At 34.0% G+C, this 23,794-nt stretch carries 23 protein-coding genes; 7 read left to right on the top strand and 16 right to left on the bottom strand.

Going from position 1 to position 23,794, the window contains the following annotated elements:
- Window positions 1-78 precede the first annotated feature (78 nt).
- A complete protein-coding gene (locus AB671_RS02675; protein WP_066674969.1) occupies window positions 79-594 on the top strand; it encodes a gamma carbonic anhydrase family protein in 516 nt (171 codons plus the stop codon).
- A gap of 255 nt (window positions 595-849) precedes the next feature.
- On the opposite strand, the gene AB671_RS02670 is transcribed toward AB671_RS02675, so the two are convergent.
- Window positions 850-1,293 (bottom strand): hypothetical protein, encoded by a 444-nt coding sequence (locus tag AB671_RS02670; RefSeq protein ID WP_066674972.1) that lies wholly within the window; start codon window positions 1,291-1,293, stop codon window positions 850-852.
- A gap of 64 nt (window positions 1,294-1,357) precedes the next feature.
- Between AB671_RS02670 and AB671_RS02665 the strand changes: the two genes are divergently transcribed.
- Window positions 1,358-3,487, top strand: coding sequence for a helix-turn-helix domain-containing protein (locus AB671_RS02665; RefSeq protein ID WP_066674974.1), 2,130 nt, complete (start codon window positions 1,358-1,360; stop codon window positions 3,485-3,487).
- A gap of 69 nt (window positions 3,488-3,556) precedes the next feature.
- Here the strand turns inward: AB671_RS02665 and AB671_RS02660 are convergent, their stop codons facing one another.
- Complete coding sequence (locus AB671_RS02660; protein WP_157444108.1) at window positions 3,557-3,901, bottom strand: hypothetical protein; 345 nt, start codon at window positions 3,899-3,901, stop codon at window positions 3,557-3,559.
- Window positions 3,902-4,092: 191 nt separating this feature from the next.
- Here AB671_RS02660 and AB671_RS02655 point away from each other — a divergent pair, with 191 nt between their 5' ends.
- Window positions 4,093-5,094: an LLM class flavin-dependent oxidoreductase gene (locus tag AB671_RS02655; protein ID WP_066674978.1), complete on the top strand. Its 1,002-nt coding sequence runs from the start codon at window positions 4,093-4,095 to the stop codon at window positions 5,092-5,094.
- A gap of 335 nt (window positions 5,095-5,429) precedes the next feature.
- Window positions 5,430-6,551 carry a 3,4-dihydroxy-2-butanone-4-phosphate synthase gene (ribB, locus tag AB671_RS02650; protein ID WP_066674980.1) on the top strand — a complete coding sequence of 374 codons (1,122 nt, stop codon included), beginning with the start codon at window positions 5,430-5,432 and terminating at the stop codon, window positions 6,549-6,551.
- Between the two features lie 118 nt (window positions 6,552-6,669).
- Here the strand turns inward: ribB and fmt are convergent, their stop codons facing one another.
- The 5 genes from fmt to folK all read right to left on the bottom strand — a co-directional run bounded on the left by fmt (window position 6,670) and on the right by folK (window position 12,739).
- A complete protein-coding gene (gene fmt / locus AB671_RS02645; RefSeq protein WP_066674982.1) occupies window positions 6,670-7,617 on the bottom strand; it encodes a methionyl-tRNA formyltransferase in 948 nt (315 codons plus the stop codon).
- A 90-nt stretch (window positions 7,618-7,707) separates the two neighbouring features.
- A complete protein-coding gene (locus tag AB671_RS02640) occupies window positions 7,708-9,609 on the bottom strand; it encodes an ATP-dependent DNA helicase RecQ (protein ID WP_066674984.1) in 1,902 nt (633 codons plus the stop codon).
- A gap of 79 nt (window positions 9,610-9,688) precedes the next feature.
- A complete protein-coding gene (locus AB671_RS02635) occupies window positions 9,689-11,137 on the bottom strand; it encodes an OmpA family protein (RefSeq protein ID WP_066674986.1) in 1,449 nt (482 codons plus the stop codon).
- A 51-nt stretch (window positions 11,138-11,188) separates the two neighbouring features.
- Window positions 11,189-12,298: an outer membrane beta-barrel protein gene (locus AB671_RS02630; protein ID WP_066674988.1), complete on the bottom strand. Its 1,110-nt coding sequence runs from the start codon at window positions 12,296-12,298 to the stop codon at window positions 11,189-11,191.
- A gap of 27 nt (window positions 12,299-12,325) precedes the next feature.
- Window positions 12,326-12,739, bottom strand: coding sequence for a 2-amino-4-hydroxy-6-hydroxymethyldihydropteridine diphosphokinase (folK, locus tag AB671_RS02625; protein ID WP_066674989.1), 414 nt, complete (start codon window positions 12,737-12,739; stop codon window positions 12,326-12,328).
- Between the two features lie 18 nt (window positions 12,740-12,757).
- Between folK and sppA the strand changes: the two genes are divergently transcribed.
- Window positions 12,758-14,512, top strand: coding sequence for a signal peptide peptidase SppA (gene sppA, locus AB671_RS02620; protein ID WP_066674990.1), 1,755 nt, complete (start codon window positions 12,758-12,760; stop codon window positions 14,510-14,512).
- 75 nt (window positions 14,513-14,587) lie between these two features.
- On the opposite strand, the gene AB671_RS02615 is transcribed toward sppA, so the two are convergent.
- The 5 genes from AB671_RS02615 to rpmB all read right to left on the bottom strand — a co-directional run bounded on the left by AB671_RS02615 (window position 14,588) and on the right by rpmB (window position 16,642).
- Window positions 14,588-14,845, bottom strand: a complete 258-nt coding sequence (locus AB671_RS02615; RefSeq protein ID WP_066674991.1) for a GlsB/YeaQ/YmgE family stress response membrane protein — start codon at window positions 14,843-14,845, stop codon at window positions 14,588-14,590.
- A gap of 55 nt (window positions 14,846-14,900) precedes the next feature.
- The gene (gene ftsY, locus AB671_RS02610; RefSeq protein WP_066674992.1) at window positions 14,901-15,854 is read right to left on the bottom strand and encodes a signal recognition particle-docking protein FtsY; all 954 of its coding nucleotides are present in this window, start codon (window positions 15,852-15,854) and stop codon (window positions 14,901-14,903) included.
- Window positions 15,855-16,040: 186 nt separating this feature from the next.
- On the bottom strand, window positions 16,041-16,193 hold the full coding sequence (locus AB671_RS02605) for a DUF4295 domain-containing protein (RefSeq protein ID WP_066674993.1): 153 nt from the start codon (window positions 16,191-16,193) through the stop codon (window positions 16,041-16,043).
- A 19-nt stretch (window positions 16,194-16,212) separates the two neighbouring features.
- Entirely contained in the window at window positions 16,213-16,395 is a 183-nt protein-coding gene (gene rpmG, locus AB671_RS02600) for a 50S ribosomal protein L33 (protein WP_027373683.1), read from the bottom strand.
- A gap of 4 nt (window positions 16,396-16,399) precedes the next feature.
- Window positions 16,400-16,642 (bottom strand): 50S ribosomal protein L28, encoded by a 243-nt coding sequence (gene rpmB, locus AB671_RS02595; protein ID WP_034760742.1) that lies wholly within the window; start codon window positions 16,640-16,642, stop codon window positions 16,400-16,402.
- A 239-nt stretch (window positions 16,643-16,881) separates the two neighbouring features.
- Here rpmB and AB671_RS02590 point away from each other — a divergent pair, with 239 nt between their 5' ends.
- On the top strand, window positions 16,882-18,594 hold the full coding sequence (locus AB671_RS02590) for a T9SS type A sorting domain-containing protein (protein WP_066674997.1): 1,713 nt from the start codon (window positions 16,882-16,884) through the stop codon (window positions 18,592-18,594).
- Window positions 18,595-18,692: 98 nt separating this feature from the next.
- On the opposite strand, the gene lnt is transcribed toward AB671_RS02590, so the two are convergent.
- Entirely contained in the window at window positions 18,693-20,336 is a 1,644-nt protein-coding gene (gene lnt, locus AB671_RS02585) for an apolipoprotein N-acyltransferase (protein ID WP_066675000.1), read from the bottom strand.
- A 53-nt stretch (window positions 20,337-20,389) separates the two neighbouring features.
- Here lnt and AB671_RS02580 point away from each other — a divergent pair, with 53 nt between their 5' ends.
- Entirely contained in the window at window positions 20,390-20,818 is a 429-nt protein-coding gene (locus AB671_RS02580; RefSeq protein ID WP_317040101.1) for a VanZ family protein, read from the top strand.
- A 339-nt stretch (window positions 20,819-21,157) separates the two neighbouring features.
- On the opposite strand, the gene proC is transcribed toward AB671_RS02580, so the two are convergent.
- The 3 genes from proC to AB671_RS02565 form a co-directional block, all read right to left on the bottom strand.
- Complete coding sequence (proC, locus tag AB671_RS02575) at window positions 21,158-21,961, bottom strand: pyrroline-5-carboxylate reductase (protein ID WP_066675004.1); 804 nt, start codon at window positions 21,959-21,961, stop codon at window positions 21,158-21,160.
- A gap of 14 nt (window positions 21,962-21,975) precedes the next feature.
- Complete coding sequence (locus AB671_RS02570) at window positions 21,976-22,545, bottom strand: hypothetical protein (RefSeq protein ID WP_066675006.1); 570 nt, start codon at window positions 22,543-22,545, stop codon at window positions 21,976-21,978.
- A gap of 79 nt (window positions 22,546-22,624) precedes the next feature.
- A complete protein-coding gene (locus AB671_RS02565) occupies window positions 22,625-23,773 on the bottom strand; it encodes a cytochrome-c peroxidase (RefSeq protein WP_066675012.1) in 1,149 nt (382 codons plus the stop codon).
- Between the last annotated feature and the right edge of the window lie 21 nt (window positions 23,774-23,794).

Raw genomic sequence — 23,794 nt, 5'->3', positions numbered from 1 at the left:
TCACTGTAATTTGCAATTTGTGATTTCAATATTAATTTTTTCAAACTGGCTCATTTTCAAATTTTCAAATTATTTTAAATGGCACTTATAAAAGAACTTTTAGGAAAGGCACCGAAAATTGGTGAAAATACATTTTTGGCAGAAACGGCAACGGTTATCGGAAATGTAACGATGGGAAAAGACTGTAGTATTTGGTACAATGCAGTGATCAGAGGTGATGTGCATTACATTACGATGGGTGATAAAGTGAATGTGCAGGATAACGCGATGTTACACTGTACGTACGAAAAATTCCCTTTAGAGATTGGAAATAATGTTTCAATCGGTCACAATGCAATTGTTCACGGATGCAGAATTCACGACAATGTTTTAATTGGTATGGGCTCTATCGTGATGGACGACTGTACAATTGAAGAAAATTCTATTGTTGGTGCAGGTTCTGTAGTAACTCAGGGAACGCATATTAAATCTGGTGAAGTTTGGGGCGGTGTTCCTGCCAGAAAAATTAAAGATATTTCTGCAGCGCTTCTGGAAGGCGAAGTGAATAGAATTGCAGATAATTATGTAAAATATTCTTCTTGGTATAAAGATTAGAATTTTCTCTTAAAACAATTAAAAAGCTCTGACTATAAATTAGTTCAGAGCTTTTTTTATTAAATAGTGTCTTTTTAACCGCAAAAGAATCAAAAGATTTATTGGACTTAAGTTATTCAAAAGTTTGCAAAAATGATTGACAATTTAGTTTTTTACATTTTGTAAACTTTTTAATTTTTATTTTCGTAACCATTTCTTTTGAATCTTTTGCGGTTAAAATATTTTTTGTCACGCAATAAAACTGATTTAAATTTTTTAATAAACCAAAACTGCTTTTTCCCCTTGGCATCTTAATCCTGTAGGTTCTGCAATCATCATACAATCTGAAGTAATGCCATATTTTTTATTGAAATCAGACATTGTTTGTGTGTAATTTTCAATTTTTCTAAGAATTGAAGTTTCCAGTTTTTTAGGATAAGCAATATATGAAACAGGACCTCCACAAGCTTTAGCTCCCATTGGTGCAAAAGTCCATTCAGAAGTTACGGTGCATTTTTCTTTTGCAATCTCAGATTCAATGATGCTTTTTAATTTATCCAGATTGGCTTCATCATATTTTTTACTGCTTTCATCTGCAGGTCTGTCTGCGATATCTATGGGTAAATTTGTGCTGTTGGCAGAATTTGAAGAGGCACATGAACTGATTGTAAATGCGCTGATTAATGCAATGGTTGAATATTTAATGATCGAGTTTTTCATAAATTAATTTTTTTAAGCAAATCAAAGTTTATGCCTATTCACATTTTCCGTAATTTTGTACGCGATGAACAATCATTTTTTTGACTTAATTGAATACACCAGCCGAAGTGTTTTTCTTACAGGAAAAGCAGGGACGGGGAAAACTACATTTCTAAACGAATTTGTAAAGAAAACGAAAAAAAAGCACATTGTTGTGGCGCCCACGGGAATTGCTGCGATCAATGCGGGCGGAGTTACCATTCATTCGATGTTTGGTTTGCCTTTGCGTACTTTTTTACCGACAACAGACCGTATCGACAGTAGCTTGGCCAATAATATTATCGACCTTCAGCAGCATTTCAAGTACCGAAAAGATAAGCTTAAATTGTTAAGAGAAGTTGAGGTTTTGATCATTGATGAGGTCTCGATGCTTCGTGCCGATGTTTTGGATATGATGGATTTTTCATTGAGATTTATCCGTAGAAATAATCAGCGTTTTGGTGGCGTTCAGATGTTGTTCATCGGAGATTTGTATCAGCTTCCACCAGTGGTGAGAGATGAGCATGTCTTGAAAATGTTTTACAATTCGCCTTTCTTTTTTGATAGTTTGGCGATTAAAGATATTCCCTTACTGACGATTGAATTAACGAAAGTTTACCGTCAAACCGATCAGGACTTTTTAGAAATTCTAAATGCGATTCGTGACGGTGATGTTGCCAATATCGATTTTAATCATCTGAATGAAAGGTATGATCCGGGCTTCGAAGCGGGAGAAGAGCCTTATGTTTATCTCTGTTCGCACAACAAAATGGCAGATGATATCAATCAGGAAAAACTGAAAGATATAAAAGTAAGTCCCAAGTCTTACGAAGCCAAACTTTTTGGTGAGTTTAAAGAAAATCAGTTTCCGAATGAACAGTTTTTAGAATTAAAGGTCGGAGCTCAAGTCATGTTTATCAGAAATGACATTACGGGTGAAAAAAAATATTTCAACGGTAAATTGGGCGAGATTTCTTCTTTAGATGAAAACGAAGTAAAAGTTATTCTTGAAGGAAGCGAGCGTGAAATTACCGTAAAAAGAGAGGTTTGGGAACAGAAAAAATATTCTCTCGATACCGATAAGAACATTAAAGAAGAAGTTTTGGGAAGCTTTGAGCAGTTTCCAATAAAATTAGCTTGGGCAGTGACAATTCACAAAAGTCAGGGTTTAACGTTTGATAAAGTGATTATCGATGCCGGAAAAAGCTTTACGGCGGGTCAGGTTTATGTGGCTTTGTCGCGTTGCCGAACGTTGGAGGGAATTGTTTTAAAATCTAAAATTACTCCAGAAGTTATTTTTAAAGACAACCGAATTCTGAAATTCCAAGGCGAAACTCAGGCAAATGATAATGTTGAAAGTATTTTAAATCAGGAAAAATACGATTACAGCATCAGAAAAGTGCTTCGTACAGTAGATTGTCAATGGTTTTTAAAAGAAGTAGAGCAGTGGAATAATCTTTCAATTGTTACCAAAAGTATCGACCGTACAAAATCGAATCAGCTGTATCTTCAGTTAAAACGTGATGTTTTGAATTTAGGTAAGATCTTCGAAAAACTGGAGCGTATTATTTTCCAGAAAGTCAATTTATTTATTGAAAAGAAAGAAGATTGGAGCGAGATTGAAAGCAAATCAAAAGGTGCAGTCAATTTCTTTTTTACCGAAATAAGAGATAAAGTTTTTAATCCGTTGAAAGAATTTTATGCTGAAATAAAAGGCGCAAAAGGTTTAAAACAATACAATGAAGAGCTTAAAAACTGGCTCGAAGATATTGAAGAATATCTGAACAGTCTAAAAGAAATTCATTTACTGGAAACCAAACTTCTGGATGAAAAAAATGATAAGGAAGTCAGCATGAAAATTGCAAAAGTTCCGTCTCAGGTTCTTACTTTCCAATTGTTTGAACAGGGAAAAACGATTTCAGAAATTGCCATGGAAAGAGGTTTGGTAAAAGAAACTGTGATTGGTCATTTGGCAAAATTTGCAGAACAAGGTTTGCTGGACATTGCAAGAGTGATAACTTCTGATAAGATAAAAACGTTTCAGGAAATGTTTTACAGAGAACCAAAAGAAACATTAAATGAATGGAAAACAGCTCTTCCAAATAATTTTGAATTTAATGAGATTAGAATTTTGATTAATCATTTTACGTATCAAAAGGAGAAAAATAACAGTTAAAATAGAAAAGGATTCGGTAAAAACTGAATCCTTTTTTTACTTTCTTTTGTTATGTAAGGTGGTTTACTTCTATTGATCAGTATCAGGATTTAAAAATATATTTATAGTTCCAAGAAGGATACCTATTAAAAATGCAAATTCTAATAAATCAAAATATATTTTATTCAAAATAAATGCAAGAATGCCAATAATTATTGATGCAAATAAAAATATTTTTCTTTTTGAAGGCGCAATAAAATAAGTTACAACTACTAATATGATACCTGCCATAAATTTTGGAAACCATTCAGAGTACTCATAGAGTGTTGTATTAAAATAATTAAAGATTTTTATAAAAAAGCCAAATATAATACTTGCAAAAATTGAAAAGATGATTCCTAAAGGAATAGCGAAAATGAATCTCAAAATCTTCATCATTAATGTTTTAAAGGTATGGTTATGTTTTTAAAATTAAAGTTTTAAATATACAAAAAAGCATTGATTTGTTTATTGAAATTAAATATTTTCCAATAGTTTTTCCCACAACACACCAATCAACTCCATCAATTACAAAAAGTAACTAATACGATTTATTAGCCTTAACTTTGCTTGGTTAAATTTAATAAATGAAAAATTTTAATATATCCGTGCTTGATTTGGCTCCCGTAAAACAGGGGAAAACCATTCACGATACTTTTCAGGACAGTTTGTCTTTGGCAAATCACACTGAAAATTTAGACTATAAAAGATTCTGGCTTGCCGAACATCACAATATGGAAAGTATTGCCAGTTCCGCAACTTCAGTTCTGATTGGTTTCATTGCCAACGGAACAAAAAAAATAAGAGTAGGTTCAGGAGGAATTATGCTTCCAAATCACAGTTCGCTCGTTATTGCCGAACAATTTGGAACTTTGGAATCTCTTTTTCCGGGAAGAATTGATCTTGGTTTGGGAAGAGCTCCCGGAACGGATGGTTTAACAGCTCAAGCTTTGGGAAGAAATCCAGCCATTATCAATGAGCAATTTCCGAGACAGATCTTAGAATTACAAAAATATTTTTCGAAAGAAAATTCAAACGCGTTGGTTCGTGCAATTCCCGGTGAAGGTTTAGATATTCCGATGTATATTCTGGGTTCCAGCACAGACAGCGCTTGGTTGGCCGCAGAATTAGGACTTCCGTATGCTTTTGCAGGACATTTCGCTCCCGAACAAATGGATATGGCTTTTAAAATTTACAGAGAGCATTTTGAGCCTTCAAAATATTTAGATAAACCTTTTGTTTTGGCTTGTGTGAACGGAATTGCTGCAGAAACTTCTGAAGAAGCCCATTTTCTTTCTACGACATTGTTTCAGGCGTTCATCAATATTATCAGAAATGACAGGAAGCCTTTTCCAGCGCCGATTGAAGATATGGATACGGTTTGGTCAGCAATGGAAAAATCAATGCTTTTGCAGAAATTAAAATTCAGTTTTATCGGAAACCAAGATGAAATTGCCGAACAGATTAAAAACTTTCAGGAAAAATATCAGGTGGATGAATTAATGATCAATTCTCATATCTACGACCATCAAAAACGTTTAGAATCATACAGTTTAATAAGAAAAGCAAAAGATTCTTTGGTTGAATAACACATAAGTCACAAAGATTTTTTAATTACTGCAAATATTTTAGAACATATTAGATAAAAAATCGAAGATTTTTAAAAATGCTTATTTGAATGATTTCCAAAATGAAATGAGTTTGCATTTCAAATTAATGTTTGTCCATTTCATTAAGCATATAATGAAAATCTTTGATTTTCAAAGCTCATGTGTTCTAAAATGTTTTCAATATTTTAAACTAAAACTTATGTGACTCATGTGTTAAAAACTTTTGTGGTTAAATTCAACGAAAACAACAAACCGCTCATATTAATTGTTGATGCTTATTTTATTGAGTATCTTTGCGAAAATTTAAAGTAAAAATGTCAGATATTAAATTAAATACTATTCCAGAGGCGATCGAAGACCTTAAAAATGGTAAAATAATCATAGTAGTAGATGATGAAGACAGAGAAAATGAAGGTGATTTTCTTTGTGCTGCTGAATTAACGACCCCTGCATTAATTAATTTTATGGCAGTTCATGGTAGAGGATTGATTTGTATGCCTCTTCCAGAAAAAAGATGTGATGAATTAGGTTTGGATGTGATGGTAAGCCGAAGCAGCGATCCTAAAGAAACTGCATTTACGGTTTCTGTTGACCTTTTGGGTGACGGAACTTCTACCGGAATTTCTGCAAGCGACAGAGCGAAAACTATTTTGGCTTTGATGGATGAAAAATCTAAGCCAACAGATTTTATGCGTCCAGGTCACATTTTTCCGCTTCGTGCAAGAAAAGGTGGTGTTTTGAAAAGAGCAGGTCACACTGAAGCTGCTATCGACTTAACTGCTTTAGCTGGATTAAAAGAAGGGGGTGTAATCTGTGAAATTATGAACGAAGACGGTTCTATGTCTCGTTTGCCGGATCTGCATGTTTTTGCTCAGAAGCATGATATGAAAATCGTTTCTATTGAAGATCTGATCCATTATCAGCTTAAAAAAGGAAACTTAATCGAAAGAATTGAAGAAAGAAAAGTACAAACTGCTTATGGTGAATTTGATTTCTGTGCGTTCAGAGAGACTTCAAACGACCAGATCCACTTTGCTTTAACAAAAGGGTCTTGGACTGTTGATGAGCCTGTTTTGGTAAGAGTACAATCTTCTGATTCTTATTTTGATGTGTTGACAAGATTGAATAACGGTGAAAAACCATTATTGGAAAAAGTGACATCTATGGTGAATGAAGCAGGAAAAGGAGCAATTATTTTCATCAATAACGTTTCAAATTCTGAAAATACACTAAGAAAATTACAACAGTTTTTAAATTATCAGGACGGTCAGCAAAAGCATCCAACTGCTGCATTTAACTACAGAGATTACGGAATCGGAACTCAGATTCTGAAGAATTTAGGAATCAATAAATTTAAAGTAATTACTCAAAATCCTAATGTAAAACCTCAGGTTGGAGGTTATGATGTTGAGGTGACAGAGATGGTTCAACTTTAAAAGTGAAATGTTAATTGTGAATTCACTTCGTTGTCAATTTTTTGATTGCGTTTTCAATTCACTTGCGAAGCAAAATTAACTTTTCACAATTCAAAATAAAAAAAATGGCTTGATTCACTCAAGCCATTTTTATTTCGTCGAAATTTCTAAAGCCGTTTAGAAAATCTTTGATATTCATTCTTTTTTTACCTTCCAATTGTAATTCTAAAGGAAAATACATTCCGTCTTTGGTATAGATTTTAAAATCATTTTTAGAAATCTCTAAACTTCCGACAGGTTTTTCGTGCTCTGAAATTTCGAATTTTCCATTGTATATTTTTAATCCCTTTTCATCTTCTCCAATTTTTAAAGTAGTAAAAGCTGCAGGGTAAGGAGACATTCCTAAAATAAACTGGTGAACTTCTTTTGAAGTTTTCGTCCAATCGATTCTGGTGTCTTCTTTAAAAATCTTAAAAGCGTTTTTCGGATGTTCAACTTCAGGTTGAGGTTTTTCAATAATTGAATTTTCGGCTAATCCATCCAATGTTTTTACCACCAATTTCGAGCCCATTTCCATTAATCTGTCGTGAAGACTTCCTGCATTTTCATTTTCTAAAACCGGAATTTCTTCTTGTAACAAGATATTTCCTTCATCAATTTTTTCATTGATAAAGAACGTGGTTGCCCCTGTTTTTTCTTCTCCATTAATTACCGCATAATTAATTGGTGCAGCACCTCTGTAATCTGGAAGTAGTGACGCATGAAGGTTGAAAGTTCCCATTCTAGGCATTTCAAACAAAACTTTAGGCATCATTCTGAAAGCGACAACTACAAAAACATCAGCATCTAGTTTTTTTAATTCGTCTAAAAACTTAGGATTTCTCAATTTTTCAGGCTGAAAAACGGGAAGATTATTTTCTACTGCAAAAACTTTTACTGGAGATTGATTAATCTTTTGTCCGCGTCCACTTGCTTTATCGGCAACGGTTACAACGCCTACAACTTCATGATGAGATTGGTGAATGGCCTCCAATGCAGTCTTTGCAAACTCTGGAGTGCCTAAAAAAACGACTTTCAATGATTTCATGGTGCAAAGATAAAACTCTTGAGTTATAAGTGATGAATTCGGAATTATGAATTTTAGAATTGCGATTACTTATTACCAATTATTCATGACTTATGTCAATGCGTAAGTACGGAAATTCAACATTTTTACTTTTCCAGAATCTAGTAAGAAGATAAGATTCTCTAAAATATTTTCTTTGCTCTGAAACTGCAACTGTATAGAAATTTCTTCAATGGTTGCCGGTTTTTTATTTAAAACCTTAATGATTTCCAAAGAAACATTTTTTCCGAAAATAGATTGTTTGTTTTTTTCGCAAACGGTGCATTGTCCACAATTTTTAGTGTTTTTTTCACCAAAATAGGAGAGTATCAATTTCATTTTACAGTATTGATTGTCTTCGATGAAAAACTTCATTTCTTCCCATTTCTGGATTTTGTTTTTTTGAATATGTTCGAAAAGGTTCCAATAGATTCCGTTGATGGTCCTTTCGTCGCGTGGTTTTAAAAATTTTACACTGGCTAAAGCTCCATCGATATATTCTAAATAATTTTTCTGTTGTAATTCTTTCAAACGTTCTTTGATTAGATGAACACTGACCCCTATTTTATTGCTGACATTCTGCTCGCTGAACATTACTTTGTGTGTCGTAATTCCTGAAATGGAACGTAAAAGTAGTTCGATAAAATAAGCATCTTTCTGTGGAAGCTGATCGATTTCATCAGGCTTAATTAAAAGCTCAAGTGAGGATAAGCTTTTGTTACTGTTATGAAAAATGATCTCCTGGGTGTGAAGGAAATTCAGAACATTTTTTATTTTTGCTGTTGAAAGTTTGGTGAAACTTTGGATTCCTGAAGTATTTAACTGAAAAACTTTTTCTGGAAGCTCAAATTCTGCCACCTGAAATTTAGAATAGAGATAAGAAATGATCTTTAAAAACTCTGCTTTATTGGGTATTTGATTTCTTAAGATTTGATCAAAATTTGAAATTTCCTGCTTGTTCCAAAGCATGAATGCATAGCTTTTTTTGCCATCTCTTCCGGCACGGCCAATTTCCTGGTAATAATTTTCAATCGACTGAGAAGGGGAGAAGTGAATAACGAAGCGTACGTTGTCTTTATCGATTCCCATCCCAAAAGCATTGGTTGAAATTAATACATTTTGATCACTGTTATTCCAGAAATTCTGTCTTTCATTCTTTTCCTTTGTTGATAATCCTGCATGGAAATAATCTACATTCTGAATTTTATGTCGGTGAAGAAACTCGGTGAGTAATTCTGCATCTTTTCGGGTTCTCACATAGATAATCCCTGATTCTTTAGCATATTTAAGGATGGTAAAAACCTTTTGATATTTATCTGAAATTTCTTCAGAAAATAGTTTAATATTCTCTCTTTTAAAACTTTTTTGAAAAACCTTCGGATCTTTAAGTTCAAGCTTAGTTTTAATTTCATCTAAAACTTTAGGAGTTGCTGTTGCTGTTAATGCAAGACATGGGATTTCAGGATTATTTTTTCTGAAATCTTTGATATTCTGATAACTGGGTCTGAAATCTTGTCCCCATTCTGAAATACAGTGCGCTTCATCCACCGCAATAAATGACAGCTGAATTTCTTCCAACTGCTGAAGGAAAAGTTTATTGGTCAGTCGTTCGGGAGAAACATATAAAAGTTTTGTTAAACCGTCTTTACATCTGTTATAAATGACCTCGGCATCAAACTCATCCAATTCTGAACTTAGATATTCTGCTTCAATTCCTCTGAATTTTAATTGATTGACCTGATCTTTCATCAATGCCAATAAAGGTGAGATCACAAGACAGGTTCCTTCTTGCAATAAAGCAGGAAGCTGATAACATAATGATTTTCCGGCACCTGTAGGAAGAAGAACTAAGGTGTCTTTTCTGTTGATAACAGAATCAATAACGGGCTCTTGAGAATCTCTGAATTGATCATATCCCCAAAAATGCTTAAGGGTTTTATTTTTAAGTTCATTAAAAGCTTGCGGAGAAATCATAAGGTAAATGTAAGAAAAGTATTGAGACAAAAAAAGCCACGCAATGCATGGCTTTAATTTTATAATAATAATCTTTTTATTATTTAGCTTCGAAGTAAACTCTTCTGTTCGCTCTGTTTTTCCATTCAGGACATTTTTCAGCAGGGTCACATTCTGGGTATTTAAGGTCTTTTTCACCTCTACCTACCGCATTGATTTTATCTTTACCCACACCATTTTTGATAAGGTAATTTTTCACACTGTTTGCTCTTCTTTCAGATAATTTTTGGTTATACTCATCTGTACCTTTTGTATCAGTAGCTCCAATTACAGTATATGTAGCATTTGAAGAGTTGATATAATTAACGGCATTGTTAAGAATAGGAGTGTTGTTAGGTAAAATTCTGTCTGAATTGAAATCAAACTCAATACCTTCCATATTTGTAGCGGTTTCTATCACAGGTCCACTTGGTTCAGTAGGAGTTAAAGGACAACCTTGGTTTTCTACTGGTCCTGGAACTGTTACACACTTATCGTAAAGGTCGATTACTCCGTCTAAATCTGCATCAAGAGCTACACCGGCACCGTCAACTCTTGCCCCGGCAGGAGTATCAAGCTGTCTGTCCCAATCGTCACAAACTCCGTCATTATCAGCATCTCCTTTTTTGCAAACTTCAATATCCTGGTTTTTATTCGCCAAAACATCTAATTTATAATAAATCTCCTGCAATGGATCGTGCCACATTAGGTGAGATTCATGTTTTCCTAATTTTAAAGATAAACCAACAGTTGCGTTGAAGAAATTATCAGAAACCTGTTCTTCTCTTTGGTTAATAGCGCTATATTGTGCACCACCACCATCAAACTCGTCAGAACCTGTGTAAACATACATTAGTCTTGTTTCAAGGTCTAATCTTCTGTTTACTTTAAATTTAACCCCAGCTCCAGCTTGACCGAAGAGCCCATTAAGTTTAAACGGTGTAACTTCTGTCATTAATCTTTGTCCGGTTGCATCTTTCTGATACGCTCTAAATGCTAAAACTCCAACACCTGCATATCCGTGTAGTGCCCATCTATAAGTAGATTTATTATCAACTCTTCTTAAAAGATTTGAAAAATTAAGATCCCCTAACAAAGAGATTGCGTCGTATTGTGTTCTTGCACCTACCGCATTCATGTCAGGAGCCATGTCTTTTGTATTAAACCAACCTTGTCTTGTTTCTCCTCTGTCGTATTGTACCTTAAGACCGAAAGCATGAGTAATTGCTTTATCGATACTTACATAAGCAGAGTAACCGAAAAGATTTTTACCGTTACCATTTTTAATAGAAGTTAAATCCGCTGATTGTATCAAAGGTACTCCCGCTCCAAATGACACAGCCCAATCATTAAATCTTTTAGATTTCTGAGTGAAAGGTGAAATGTTGGCAGAACCAGAAGAAAATGTATTTGGATATTCGTCGGTAGAAACTACGGCTATTGAATCTTGTGCATAGCTCACTGTGGGAACAGCTAATGCTAAGGCAATAATTGCTAAACTTAATTTCATAGTATGTATTTTTATTTATTTAGTTAATTAAATGAGTTTTTTATTGTATGCTTAGTTGATAGGGCAACCATTATTGTCTGGTGACCCAGGAACCGTAACACATTTGTCATATAAATCGATGACACCATCAAGATCCATATCCAATGCTACACCAGCACCATCTACTCTTGCTCCTGCAGGAGTATTCAATTCTCTGTCCCAGTCATCACAAACACCGTCATTATCATTATCTCCTTTTTCGCATACTACAAGCTCATTTGCCGTGTTGTCGAGCACATTTGTTCTATAATATACTTCTTGTAAAGGATCGTGCCAAGCTAAGTGAGACATTTGTTTACCTAATTTAAATGATACCCCTAAATTAACAGTTAACATATTATCTGATCTTTTGTCGTTGATCATATTGTATTTAGAGTTACCACTGGTAAGATCATAATCTGCAGGACCTGCCCATCCGCCACCATCGAATTCATCATCACCACTGATAATGTACATTGCTCTAGCTTCAATATCGATAAGTTTTGAAACATTATATTTTAAACCTGCACCCACTTGATAATAAAATGAACTAATATCCATTTTTTGCTCTATAAATAAAGGCACTCGTTTAGGTGAATTGCTCCATCTAAATTCGTCATTATCATGTAAAGAAGTGTTGAAACTCATGAAACCAATTCCTCCATACCCATGTAATGCCCATCTGTAATGTGAATAATTATCAACTCTTCTTAAAAGATTTGAAAAATTAACATCTCCTATTAGAGCAATTTGATCGTATTTTGTCTTTGCTTCTCCTACACCGGCTGTTTTCCCACGAGGACCTAACTGTACCCCTTTTTGGTTTGTTTCTCCTTTTTGGTAAGCAAGGCTTAACCCAAAAGTGTGCGAGATTTGTTTGTCTAAGCTTACATAGCTGTTGTATCCCAAGTTTATCTTTTTACCATAAAAAGAGGTAAGGTCTGAAGTAGCCATAAATGCAGCTCCTCCACCCACTGAAACAGACCAATCTCGGAATCTTCTTGCTTTGTTGTCAAATTTTTGAACATTTGCAGAACCAGAAGAAAACGTATTGGGATATTCGTTTGTTGGATTTAGGGAAATACTGTCTTGAGCATAAGTAGCAATAGGCAAAGCGGCCAATAATAATAAACCTAATTTCATACAATATGTTTTATGTGTTTGTATTTTTTAAATAAAATCTTTTAATAATATCTTAGAAAATTCTCTTTCAAAAAGATGTTTGTTATGAGGGATTTCTAATCTTTTTGATAAAAATTTTAGCTCATCATACTTCACAATATCAATATCAATAATTCTGTCTGTGTAAACTTTGGAGATGGTAGAGTCAGTAAGTCGACCCATCTCAATCTCTATTTTTTTCACATAATCAAGCAGTTGAATTGGTGATAGGTGAGTAGATATTATTACTGCAATATTACAAAAAATATTAGAACTGACAAATTCTACGGGTTCTGATGTTAAATATTCACTTTTTTTTAATATGGAGTTGGCTTCGCTTATTTTGCTTAAAGCCGTATCGATATTATTTTTTTGATCACCAATGTTACTTCCTAGTAACAAAACCACCTTATGTTGCGACATATAGAAAAAAGATTATTTATGAAGAGTTTCTTTAAAAATGTATTAGCAAATATAGTGGCTATAGTCATATTATGCTTCGTGTTTTTCTTCTTTTTTATTATCATGATTGCGATTGGCTCAATGAGCGGAGAGAAATCTGTTGATGTGAAAAAGAATTCTGTGTTAACAATCAATCTGAAGACCTCTATTATTGATAGTCCTACAGAAGAACAACAAAGTATTTTTAATATCAAAAATAAAAATACAAACATTCTTATTTATGATGCTGTAGAAGCTATTCATAAAGCTAAAGATGATGATAATATTAAAGGAATAAGTATAGAGACCGATCATATCAGCGCAGGAACTACGCAAATCGATGATTTGAGAAATGCTATTGAAGACTTTAAAAAGAGTGGGAAATTTGTTTACGCATACGGAAATTCTGTTTCTCAGGCTTCTTATTATTTAGGTTCTGTTGCTGATCAGTATTATTTAAATCCATCAGGTGGAATTGAGCTTAAAGGACTAGCAACAGAAGTTACTTTCTTCAAAGATTTTGCTGAAAAATATGGAATCGGGATTGAAGTAATCCGTCACGGAAAATTTAAATCTGCTGTGGAACCATTCTTAAGAAATGACATTTCTCCAGAAAACAAAGAGCAGTTGAGTACTTTACTAAATGATATTTGGGGAAATACTTCATCAAAAATGGCTGCTTCAAGAAAAATGAAAGCTGACGAATTTAAAACTGTTGTAGACAGTTTATACGGAATGATTCCTGATTTAACTGTTAAATACAAATTGGCAGATAAACTGATTCAGAAAACTGAATATGATCAAATAATCAAAGCAAAATTGAGTATTGCTGAAAAAGATAAACTAAATAAAGTTTCACTGCAAAAGTATATCGATTCATATAATGATAAAGAGAGTTCAGGTGAAAAAGTAGCGGTTTTATACGCATCAGGTTCTATTAATAATGGTGATGAATACAATGAAATTTATTCCGAAAAATATATTAAATATATCAAAGACCTTCAGGAAGATGATAAAGTAAAAGCGGTTGTTTTAAGAATTAATTCTCCGGGAGGAAGTGCTAATGCTTCTGACGAGATCTTATTCGAGCTTCAACAATTAAAAAAGAAGAAACCTCTTGTGGTATCTTTCGGTGATTATGCAGCTTCAGGTGGTTATTATATTGCAATGGCGGCAGATAAAATTTATTCTGAACCGAATACGTTAACAGGGTCTATCGGAGTTTTTGGAGTATTACCTTACTTTAAAGATATTGCAAACAAAAACGGAGTACGTTCTGATATTGTTGCAACCAACGCTAATTCAGCTTATTATTCTTCATTGCATGGTCTTACACCTTACGGAGTGAATTTAATGACAAGAAGCGTTGAAGGAACGTACAAAAGATTTGTACATTTTGTAACTCAGAACAGAAAGCAGACTTTTGAGCAGATTGATAACATCGGAGGTGGAAGAGTCTGGAGTGGAGTTCGTGCAAAAGAAATTGGTTTGGTAGACGAATTGGGAACTTTAAATGATGCTGTAAAATTTGCAGCACAAAAAGCAAACCTGAAATCTTACAATGTTGCTTCATATCCTAAAAAGATGACGGCTTTTGAGCAAATTTTTGAAGACATGAATGAAGACGATATCTCTGCAAGAGTGATTAAAAATAAAATTGGTAAAGCCAACTATGAAATCTTAGAGCAGCTTACCAGCGAGAAATTAAAATCTGAGGTAAAAATGGAAATGCCTTACAGAATCAAAATAGACTAAATTATATTGTTCATAAAAGATCCCGATTTGAAATTTTCAAATCGGGATCTTTGTTTTTTATTAAAAAATATAATTTTATTTTCTGGTAGCCATTCCATAAAGCCAAAGAACAATGATTGCCCCTCCAATGGCAAGGAACCAGCTTCTGAAGTTCCAGAAAGAATCTACATCGCCCCAGTGAAGAATATATACTCCAATCAAGCCACCGACGAAAGCACCAACGATACCTAAGATAATCGTAATCAGCCAACCGCCGCCTTGTTTTCCGGGCATAATCACTTTAGCAAGTGCTCCTGCCAATAGGCCAAAGATAATCCATGTAATAAATCCCATGATTTTAATTTTTTAATGTTAATAAATTTGAATGATTTGTTTTCAAAAAAAGAATTTATCTTTTCTTGAAGAACGAATCTACAAACTCTGTACCATTAAAAAGTTGAAGGTCCTGCATTTTTTCGCCAACCCCAATATATTTTACCGGAATCTGAAACTGATCTGAAATACCAATGACAACACCACCTTTTGCAGTTCCGTCTAATTTTGTTACGGCTAAAGCATTCACTTCAGTAGCTGCTGTGAACTGTTTTGCCTGTTCAAAAGCGTTTTGCCCTGTAGAACCATCAAGAACCAATAAAATCTCGTGAGGAGCATCAGGAATAACCTTTTGCATTACTCTCTTAATCTTAGAAAGTTCATTCATAAGATTGATCTTATTGTGAAGTCTTCCTGCGGTATCAATAATAACAACGTCTGCCTCCTGAGCAACGGCACTTTGTACGGTGTCAAAAGCAACTGAAGCAGGGTCAGATCCCATTTCCTGTTTTACAATCGTAACGCCCACTCTTTCACTCCAAATGACAAGTTGGTCAACAGCTGCGGCTCTGAATGTATCTGCAGCACCTAAAACTACTTTTTTACCTTCAGATTTAAACTGATGCGCCAGTTTTCCGATAGTGGTAGTTTTTCCTACACCGTTTACTCCAACAACCATAATAACGTATGGTTTTTTAGAAGTATCGATATTTCCGCTTCCTGCGTGAGGATTTTCCAAAAGAAGTCCTGAGATTTCTTCACGTAGAATTTGGTCTAATTCGTTTACACCGACATATTTGTCTCTGGCAACACGTTCTTCAATTCTCTCAATAATCTTAATGGTCGTAGAAGCACCAACATCTGAAGCAATCAATATTTCTTCCAGATTATCCAGAACCTCGTCATCTACTTTGCTTTTGCCGACTACGGCTTTAGTCATTTTTTCAAAGAAGCCCTGATTAGATTTTTCCAAACCTTTGTCTAAAGTTTCTTTTTCTTCTTTTTTGAAAATATTTTTAAACCAACTCATTGTATGAATTTCGGAATTTTAATTAATGTTGGAAGCGGGGCGCAGGAAGCCGGATGCTTACAAAATAAAACATTATGATTGTAAACATCCAGCTTCCAACATCTGGCTTCCAGCTTAGAAAAGCAAAGATAACAAAAAAACTACCCAAAATATGAGTAGTTTTTGTATTGTAAATAAAGTTCTAGATTATTTTTTCAAAAAACCTTCAACTTCGTCTGCATTCATTACTTTTTCTTCGAAAACGTAAGCTCCTGATTTAGAAGACTTCACCATTTTCACGACTTTAGTCATTTTCTTAGACTGTCCGCTTTGTAGGGTTGCTACTACTTTCTTTGCCATGGTAAATTATATTTATAAATTACTTGATTTCTTTGTGAAGGGTAGATCTCTTAAGAACAGGATTGTATTTTTTCAATTCCAATCTTTCTGTAGTGTTCTTTTTATTTTTTGTAGAAATGTATCTAGACATTCCTGGCATACCGCTTTCTTTGTGCTCTGTGCATTCAAGTATTACTTGAACTCTATTTCCTTTTTTTGCCATGATCTTAGTTCTTTTTAATCAATCCTTCTCTGATGCCTCTTTCGATAGCTTCTTCGATTCCAATCTTGTTAATGATTCTCAATCCATGAGCTGAAACTTTAAGCGTAACGTGCTTGTCTTGCTCTGGAAGGTAAAATTTCTTTTCCAATAAGTTAATTTCAAAACGACGCTTCGTTTTGTTATTAGCGTGGGAAACGTTGTTACCAACCATTGCACGCTTTCCTGTTATCTGGCAAATTCTTGACATATCTCGATGTTCTTATTTGTATAATATTTGAGGTTGCAAAATAACGAAGATTTTTTTAGATAGACAAGTCTTTGTGTAAATTTTATAATAAATATTTATCATTTTTAATGACTTAGCGTTTCATTAATTTTCTTTAAAGTCTGTCAGATGCGGTCATGTGATAAATATCAGTATCAATTTTAAGCCTAAAATAATATTTGACACTATCTTTGTTTTTAATTAATCTAAATAAAAATAAAATGAAAAAGTTGTATGTTTTTGCTTTTTTTATTCCAATGGTTTTTCAGGCTCAGACTTTTTCTGAAGTTTCAACGAATATAAAAAACTTCTATTACGGATCCAGTGATATTGGTGATTTTAATAATGACGGAAAGCTGGATGTTGTGTATAATGGTGCAATAGATATAGATGCAGACGGAGCTGCAGATGTTACATTCAATGAGATCTTTACCAACAATAATGGCGTTTTTTCAGCGTATGCAGACTTAGGAATCGATGCTACTCATTCAGGAGATATTGAATTCATAGATTACAATAATGACGGCTTACTCGATATTATTTCTACAGGATTGAGCTATCAGGATATCGTTAATTATAAGCATTATCGCTTTTTAAATACTGGAATAGGTTTTTCAAAAGTAGAAGATACCGCCGGAAAAACTTTTGGATCAATAGAGGTTTTTGATCTTGATCATGATGGTAAGCAAGATTATGCGATCAACGGACCTCAATATATGCACGGAACTGGTTTTGTTTATGATTTAAGTCTTTACCAAAACTCAGGAAATGGTTTTCAATTAACTCAATCTTGGCTTCCAGGGACGCAAAACGGAAGTTTCAAAGTTTTAGATCTGAATAATGATCAATTGTTGGATGTAGTCATTTTTGGTTATGATAAAAATACAGATCCTGTTTTTAAAGTATATTTAAATTCGAATGGTACTCTTCAGGAATCTCAAACTTTATTGCCTTTAGCAAGCGGGAAATTAGCGTATGCAGACTTCAATGCAGATGGCTTCTTAGATTTGGTGGCGATTGGTCAGGATGGAAATTATGATGAATATCTTGGTGTCTTTATGAATGACGGAACGGGGCAGTTTACAACTCATGAAATTTCCGGAGAAGGGCTTTCTGCTTCAAGTGTGGATGTTGGAGACCTTAATAATGATGGGTATTACGATTTTATAGTCATTGGTGATGATAAAAATAATGACGGAGCGGTGAATGTTTTTCTTTACGATCCGGCTTCTCAATCTTTTACAAAAGCGAGCAATACGTCTTTGTATAATTTGGGTGGAACAGGAAATATAAGACTCTTTGATTATGACGGAAATGATCATTTGGATGTTTTAATGACGGGCTTCGATTGGGCTGATCCCAATTTAAATTCATTCACCAAACTTTATCAGAATACTTCTACAGAAATCAATTTAAAACCAACTGCTCCAACCAATTTACATGTAAACAAAAATGGAAATACATTCAATTTTACATGGAGTGGTGCAACGGATGATAAAACTCCGGTCAATGCTTTACAATATGAAATTAAAGTTGGGACAAGTCCGGGAGCGCAAGATGTGGCAAAGTATATTGTAACCACGCCTTCTTGGTTTTTGACGCTAGATCCTTCTATTCAGCAAGTATATTGGAGCGTAAAATCCATTGATGCATCAAAAGTTTATTCTAATCCATCGGTAGAAAATACGTTGGGTGTCAATGATTTTTCAACAAAAACAAAACTGTCGATCTATCCAAATCCGGCTTCTGAAAAGGTATTCATTAAAGGTGAAAAGGCAACTGCGGTGGAAATGTATTCAATGGATGGGAAAAAGTTGAATGTGCAGCTTAACAGCGATCAGTCTGTAACTGTTTCTGATTTTCCAAAAGGAATGTATATTCTGAAAATTAAAATTAACAACAACTGGGTGACCCAAAAACTAATAATCAAGTAAATAGTAGTTTGAATTTGATTTTTAAACTTAAATTAAACTGAGAAAACCAGCCGAAAAAGGCTGGTTTTATTTATATAAAGCTTTCAATATTTAAAAGTTTACTTTCCGTTTTCTTTCTTCATTTTATTCTGAAGCTTTTTGATCAGGAAATAAAACAGCAAAAATCCTAAAGCAAAAATAGAAACTCGGGAAAGAAAATCTCCGGTTCTTACATAAAATGTTTTGCCTTCATAAAGATTAACTTTAGCGAATAAAGTAGTCTGATCACCGTAAAAAGTGTCTCCTAAAATCTCTCCTTTTGCATTAATATGCGCAGAGATTCCACTGTTTGCAGCTCGTACAATTTCTCTTCGGGTTTCGATGGCTCTCATTCTTGCGTAAGAAAGTAGCTGTTTGTGACCTTCTGTAACGCCCCACCAAGAATCATTGGTCATAATTCCAAGAAAATTAGCTCCTTTTTTTACATAATCGGTTACAAATTCACCATAAATACTTTCATAACAAATGATTGGTGCAATCTTTCCTTTATTATAAGGATTTGAAAATGCAACTCTTTCTTTATCAGTTCCCAAAGAAGCAACCGTTCCTCCCAAATTGATCATTGCATCACCTAAAAGAGGCTTGAAAACACTCATGTAAGGAAAAATCTCAACACCCGGAACGAGCTTGCCTTTGTGATAGACTTCAACTTTCTGATTTGGGATGATCTGCACCGCAGAATTGTAACTTTCTACCCAAACTCTGACGTTGATTTGATAGGCATTTGTTGGAGCTGTATTTTTATCTAAAAAATATTTGTGCGAAGAAATTCCTGTTGTAAAAACAGAACCTGGGTGTTTCGTAAGAAAACCTTTTACATTATTTAAAAGTTCACTTTTTTCAAAAGCGGTTTCAGAAATAGAACCTCTTCCCGGAAGTGCCGTTTCGGGAGCAATGTAATAATCAATTTTTCCTTTGGTATTATTTTCGGCCAAAGCTAAAAGGTCATTCTGGATCGTAATGCTGTCTTTAGAATATTTTTCGTTGTAAGGATCGAGATCTGGTTGCAACATTAAAACACTGACTTCACCAATCGGTTTTTCATTAAAACTATTGAATTTTATTAATGAAATGATCATCGGAAGACCAATCAAAAGTGCCGTTGCAGAAACATTAATGATCAGATCTTTTCTTTTTCTTCCGGCTTCCCAAATTCTGATGGTGTAAAATATGAGTAAATTGACCAATAAAATCCAGAAGCTTCCACCGGTTGATCCCAAAGTATCATACCATTGGATCAGTTTCGGATAATCCGAAAAAGCATTTCCAAGATTCAGCCAAGGCCACGTTAATTCCCAATTGAGATGGAATTTTTCAAAACTCATCCAGATCGCTACTAAAAAAGCCATTCCCCAATACGTTCCCTGTGCATTTTTATACCAGTGATAACATTGAAAAACGAGTGAATATAAAAAAGAATTGACCAAAACCGGAAATAAGACCGCCATCATCGAATGACTTCCATCCGGATTTTTTGATCCGTACAACCAGCCTGTGGTAACAACATTCCAAATGACAAAGCACAGATAAGAAAGACCGAAAACGATCCAACTTTTTCTACTGTAATTTGAAAATTTAGAAACACCATGTTCCATCATCAGAAGCGGAACGAGGGCAAAGAATATAAAAAACGGAACTCCGTAAGTCGGCCAAGAAACCGATAGCAACATCGCTGAAATGAGCGTAAGTAAGACGTATTTCATTAAATTAGTTTAACACACCAAATTTAATGCTTTTGAAATGAATAACTTTGCAAATGATGTTAAAGAAATTTTATAAATTCATCATTTTGCCATACACTATTTTTCTGCTCTATCTGATGTTTTTCGGGATGGGAAGAATGCAGTATGATGATAATATTGTGAGAATTAAACCGATTGTTTCAACAATTTGGTTTATTCAGGAAACAATAAGCTGGCTTGATATTATTAGAATTGTCTTAGGAAATGTGGTAATGTTTATTCCTTTTGGCTTTTTAGGCTGGATTTTTCCTCAGCTAAAAAATTTAAAAGATCTAATCATCGCTTTTGTTTCCACCATTGTGATCATAGAAGCTCTACAGTATTTTTCAAGATTGGGAGTCTTTGATGTGGATGATGTTTTGCTGAATACTTTTGGTGTTTTTCTGGGTTGGCAAATGAAAAAAATATTAGAAACTAGATTCAGCAAATTTGTAGTTGAATAATTCAACGCCAGGTTTGTCATTCAGCAGGAATCAAAATGAGATTTTTAGAATTGTTTATTTTAAAAATTCTCGCAGATCATACAGATTTAGCAGATTGAAATATTGAAAAAATCTGCTTAATCAGCAAAATCAGCGAGAGATAAGTAGGTTGAAACAATTAACAATATATTTTTGGGCAGCTATTCCGCCCTCCGTTCCCAATCTTTTTTGCCCTCGTTTTTCCAGCAACAAAAAAGGATTTCCACTCAGGTCGGGCTGCAATCATATTACTTTTCAAAATGTATGGTTTAATTATTATTAGTACTTATTATCAAAGATTTAAACAAAAAACAAGTAAGTTTATCCATTTAATTCTTTAGCACGTTTTTCAGCATTTAAAATTCCCTGCTGTAGAATTTCTTTAAAATTATTTTCTTCAAAAGTTTTTAATGCGGCTTCCGTTGTACCACCTTTTGAAGCAACATCTTTTATCAGATCTTCCAAACTTTTATCAGAATTATTGATCAAATGATAAGCGCCCAACATCGTTTGCTTTACAAAAAGTTTAGACAGATTTTCATCAATTCCCATTTCTGTTCCGGCTTTGATCATCGCGTCTACGATATAATAAAAATACGCTGGGCCGCTTCCTGAAAGAGCAGTAACTCCGTCTAAGAGGTCTTCGTTTTCCAAATAAACAGATCTTCCGGTACTGTTCAGAAGTCTTTCGATATTCATCAACTGATTAAAGGAAATTCCTTCTGCAGAAGTGTAACCTGTAATTCCCATTCCCAAAAGAGTAGGGGAGTTGGGCATTGCTCTTACCACAGATTTGTGGTTTAATGATCTCTGAATTTTTTCAATTTTAATTCCTGCCATGATCGACAAGACCATCTGATTTTCGTTTAATGAAAACTGAAAACTTTCCGCTGTTTTTTGGAAATCCTGTGGTTTTACGGCAACGATAATAAGATCTGCATCCAAATTTTTAACCTCTTCAAATACAGAAATTTCAGATTTGGGAAACTCTTCTTTTATTTTCGGGATCTTAGATTGGCTTCTTGTGATCAGATGAAGGTCTTCAGGTTTAATGAGTTCATATTTCAAAAATGATCTTGAAAAAGATAAACCCATATTTCCGGCTCCGATGATGGCAATTTTCATATTTGTGTTTTTATTTATTCAATTAAATATTTTCTGAACGTTAGTGAATATCGGTCATTAAAAGTAATGAAATGGATATTTTTAAATGGGATTTTGTCAGATTTTTTTTCAATTTTTCCGGTAGCATCATAGTTTTTGATCACTACATATCTTTCATTTATTTCTAAAATTTCGCCGATAGAAAATATGTTTTTCTTTTTTGTGGAACTTTCGACGATGCAGTGAAAATTTTGCTTTTTTAAAGATTTAAATAAGGATTCAAAATTCTTTAACGAAGTATTACTGATGATCTTTTGATTGAAATTGATCAAACCTTCTTCTGAAAATATTTTCTCAGAAGTTTTTTCAAATTTCTTGTGACGGATCCCTGAAATTCTATTAAAAGGGATAATTTTAATTCCGTCTAAAGTAAAATTGTGAGACTCCTGAATCATTAAAAACTTTTCAGATACATTCAGAATAAAGCCTGAAGTAAACTCTTCCGGGCATTCTTCGGAAAAGAAAACTTTTACATAATGCGTTTTAGTGAGGTGATCCTGAATCGTTTTTTTTAATTCTTTGTCAGAATGCATTTTATCTGCCATAGCTATTTTAGAAATATTTGAACTAAAATAAGCTATTCTGCCAAAACGAACGAAGAATTGGTTTTAAAAAGCAATTAATTTATTCCACAGGAAACTCAGGTCTTCTCATTTTGTATTTTGTTCCTGAAAGAGATTCAAGAAAAGAAACTAGAGCTTTTACTTCTTCTTTATTTAAATTTAGTTTTTGCAACAAAGGATCTGTTGAAGGGTGAAGGGGATCTGCCAACTTTTTCTCTGCATTGGGGTCGAGCTGATGCATTCCGCTGTTGTACATATTAACAACGCCTTCAAGGCTGTCGAAAAGTCCATTATGCATCCAAGGCTGAGTAAGAGTTAGATCTCTTAGTTGTGGAGTTTTGAATTTTCCGGCATCTTCTGCTTTTTTGGTGATATTATACAAACCAAGATCTTCGTATTTTCTTTTATAATAAGCCAATCCGATATTGTGAAAAGATTCATCAGTTAAATATTTTCCACTGTGACAGTTCATACAACGAGCTTTCGTACGGAAAATATGCATTCCGTAGATCTCTTCGTCTGTTAGCGAGCTGTATTTTCCTTCAAGAAATTTATCAAAACGGCTTGGTTGGCTTTTTATGGTTTTCTGAAAATCGGCAATGGCTTTTACAATTTTTTCATACGTTACTTTTTCAGTTCCGTAAGCATTTTTGAAAAGCGGTTTGTATCCTTTTATATTCTGAATTTTTGCAGGAAGTGTTTTCACATCCATTGCCATTTCGTGATGTGCTCCAAGTGGTCCTGAAGCCTGTTCTTCAAGAGTTTTGGCTCTTCCGTCCCAAAAGAAAGAAGTTCTTTCGGCAATGTTGTAAAGAGAAATGGTATTTCTGTTTCCTAAAAGGTGATCGTTTCCAAGGGCAACACGTCTTCGGTCTTGCCATCCCATTTCAGGATCGTGACAAGTACTGCAGGAAATTTGGTTTGATTTGGATAATTTAGGATCAAAAAAAAGCATTTTTCCTAAAATAACATTTGGCTTATCCTGCTCTGTAAAATAAGCGGAATCGCTTTTGATTGGAGCAAATTCTGACCATTTTACACCTTTGTCGATGTTGGGTTTTGGCCATTCTGTAATTGCTTTTTTGTAGCTTTTTACAATGTCTTCTATAGATGGCTCCTGAATGTTTGATAACTCGTTTCCGACTTTTGAAGTGAAACTCCAAAGAATAAATAAAATCAATCCTAAACTCCAATAAATTCCTCTTTTCATTTTAAATTAAATATTCTTTTT

The organism is Chryseobacterium sp. BGARF1 (assembly GCF_001677955.1).
Lineage (GTDB): Bacteria > Bacteroidota > Bacteroidia > Flavobacteriales > Weeksellaceae > Chryseobacterium.
This window is presented reverse-complemented; position numbering and strand designations above follow the sequence as displayed.

Coding starts and splice junctions, on each gene's coding strand:
- AB671_RS02675 (WP_066674969.1), top strand. CDS start 79: ATGGCACTTATAAAAGAACTTTTAGGAAAGGCACCGAAAATTGGTGAA.
- AB671_RS02670 (WP_066674972.1), bottom strand. CDS start 1,293: ATGAAAAACTCGATCATTAAATATTCAACCATTGCATTAATCAGCGCA.
- AB671_RS02665 (WP_066674974.1), top strand. CDS start 1,358: ATGAACAATCATTTTTTTGACTTAATTGAATACACCAGCCGAAGTGTT.
- AB671_RS02660 (WP_157444108.1), bottom strand. CDS start 3,901: ATGAAGATTTTGAGATTCATTTTCGCTATTCCTTTAGGAATCATCTTT.
- AB671_RS02655 (WP_066674978.1), top strand. CDS start 4,093: ATGAAAAATTTTAATATATCCGTGCTTGATTTGGCTCCCGTAAAACAG.
- ribB (WP_066674980.1), top strand. CDS start 5,430: ATGTCAGATATTAAATTAAATACTATTCCAGAGGCGATCGAAGACCTT.
- fmt (WP_066674982.1), bottom strand. CDS start 7,617: ATGAAATCATTGAAAGTCGTTTTTTTAGGCACTCCAGAGTTTGCAAAG.
- AB671_RS02640 (WP_066674984.1), bottom strand. CDS start 9,609: ATGATTTCTCCGCAAGCTTTTAATGAACTTAAAAATAAAACCCTTAAG.
- AB671_RS02635 (WP_066674986.1), bottom strand. CDS start 11,137: ATGAAATTAAGTTTAGCAATTATTGCCTTAGCATTAGCTGTTCCCACA.
- AB671_RS02630 (WP_066674988.1), bottom strand. CDS start 12,298: ATGAAATTAGGTTTATTATTATTGGCCGCTTTGCCTATTGCTACTTAT.
- folK (WP_066674989.1), bottom strand. CDS start 12,739: ATGTCGCAACATAAGGTGGTTTTGTTACTAGGAAGTAACATTGGTGAT.
- sppA (WP_066674990.1), top strand. CDS start 12,758: ATGAAGAGTTTCTTTAAAAATGTATTAGCAAATATAGTGGCTATAGTC.
- AB671_RS02615 (WP_066674991.1), bottom strand. CDS start 14,845: ATGGGATTTATTACATGGATTATCTTTGGCCTATTGGCAGGAGCACTT.
- ftsY (WP_066674992.1), bottom strand. CDS start 15,854: ATGAGTTGGTTTAAAAATATTTTCAAAAAAGAAGAAAAAGAAACTTTA.
- AB671_RS02605 (WP_066674993.1), bottom strand. CDS start 16,193: ATGGCAAAGAAAGTAGTAGCAACCCTACAAAGCGGACAGTCTAAGAAA.
- rpmG (WP_027373683.1), bottom strand. CDS start 16,395: ATGGCAAAAAAAGGAAATAGAGTTCAAGTAATACTTGAATGCACAGAG.
- rpmB (WP_034760742.1), bottom strand. CDS start 16,642: ATGTCAAGAATTTGCCAGATAACAGGAAAGCGTGCAATGGTTGGTAAC.
- AB671_RS02590 (WP_066674997.1), top strand. CDS start 16,882: ATGAAAAAGTTGTATGTTTTTGCTTTTTTTATTCCAATGGTTTTTCAG.
- lnt (WP_066675000.1), bottom strand. CDS start 20,336: ATGAAATACGTCTTACTTACGCTCATTTCAGCGATGTTGCTATCGGTT.
- AB671_RS02580 (WP_317040101.1), top strand. CDS start 20,390: ATGATGTTAAAGAAATTTTATAAATTCATCATTTTGCCATACACTATT.
- proC (WP_066675004.1), bottom strand. CDS start 21,961: ATGAAAATTGCCATCATCGGAGCCGGAAATATGGGTTTATCTTTTTCA.
- AB671_RS02570 (WP_066675006.1), bottom strand. CDS start 22,545: ATGGCAGATAAAATGCATTCTGACAAAGAATTAAAAAAAACGATTCAG.
- AB671_RS02565 (WP_066675012.1), bottom strand. CDS start 23,773: ATGAAAAGAGGAATTTATTGGAGTTTAGGATTGATTTTATTTATTCTT.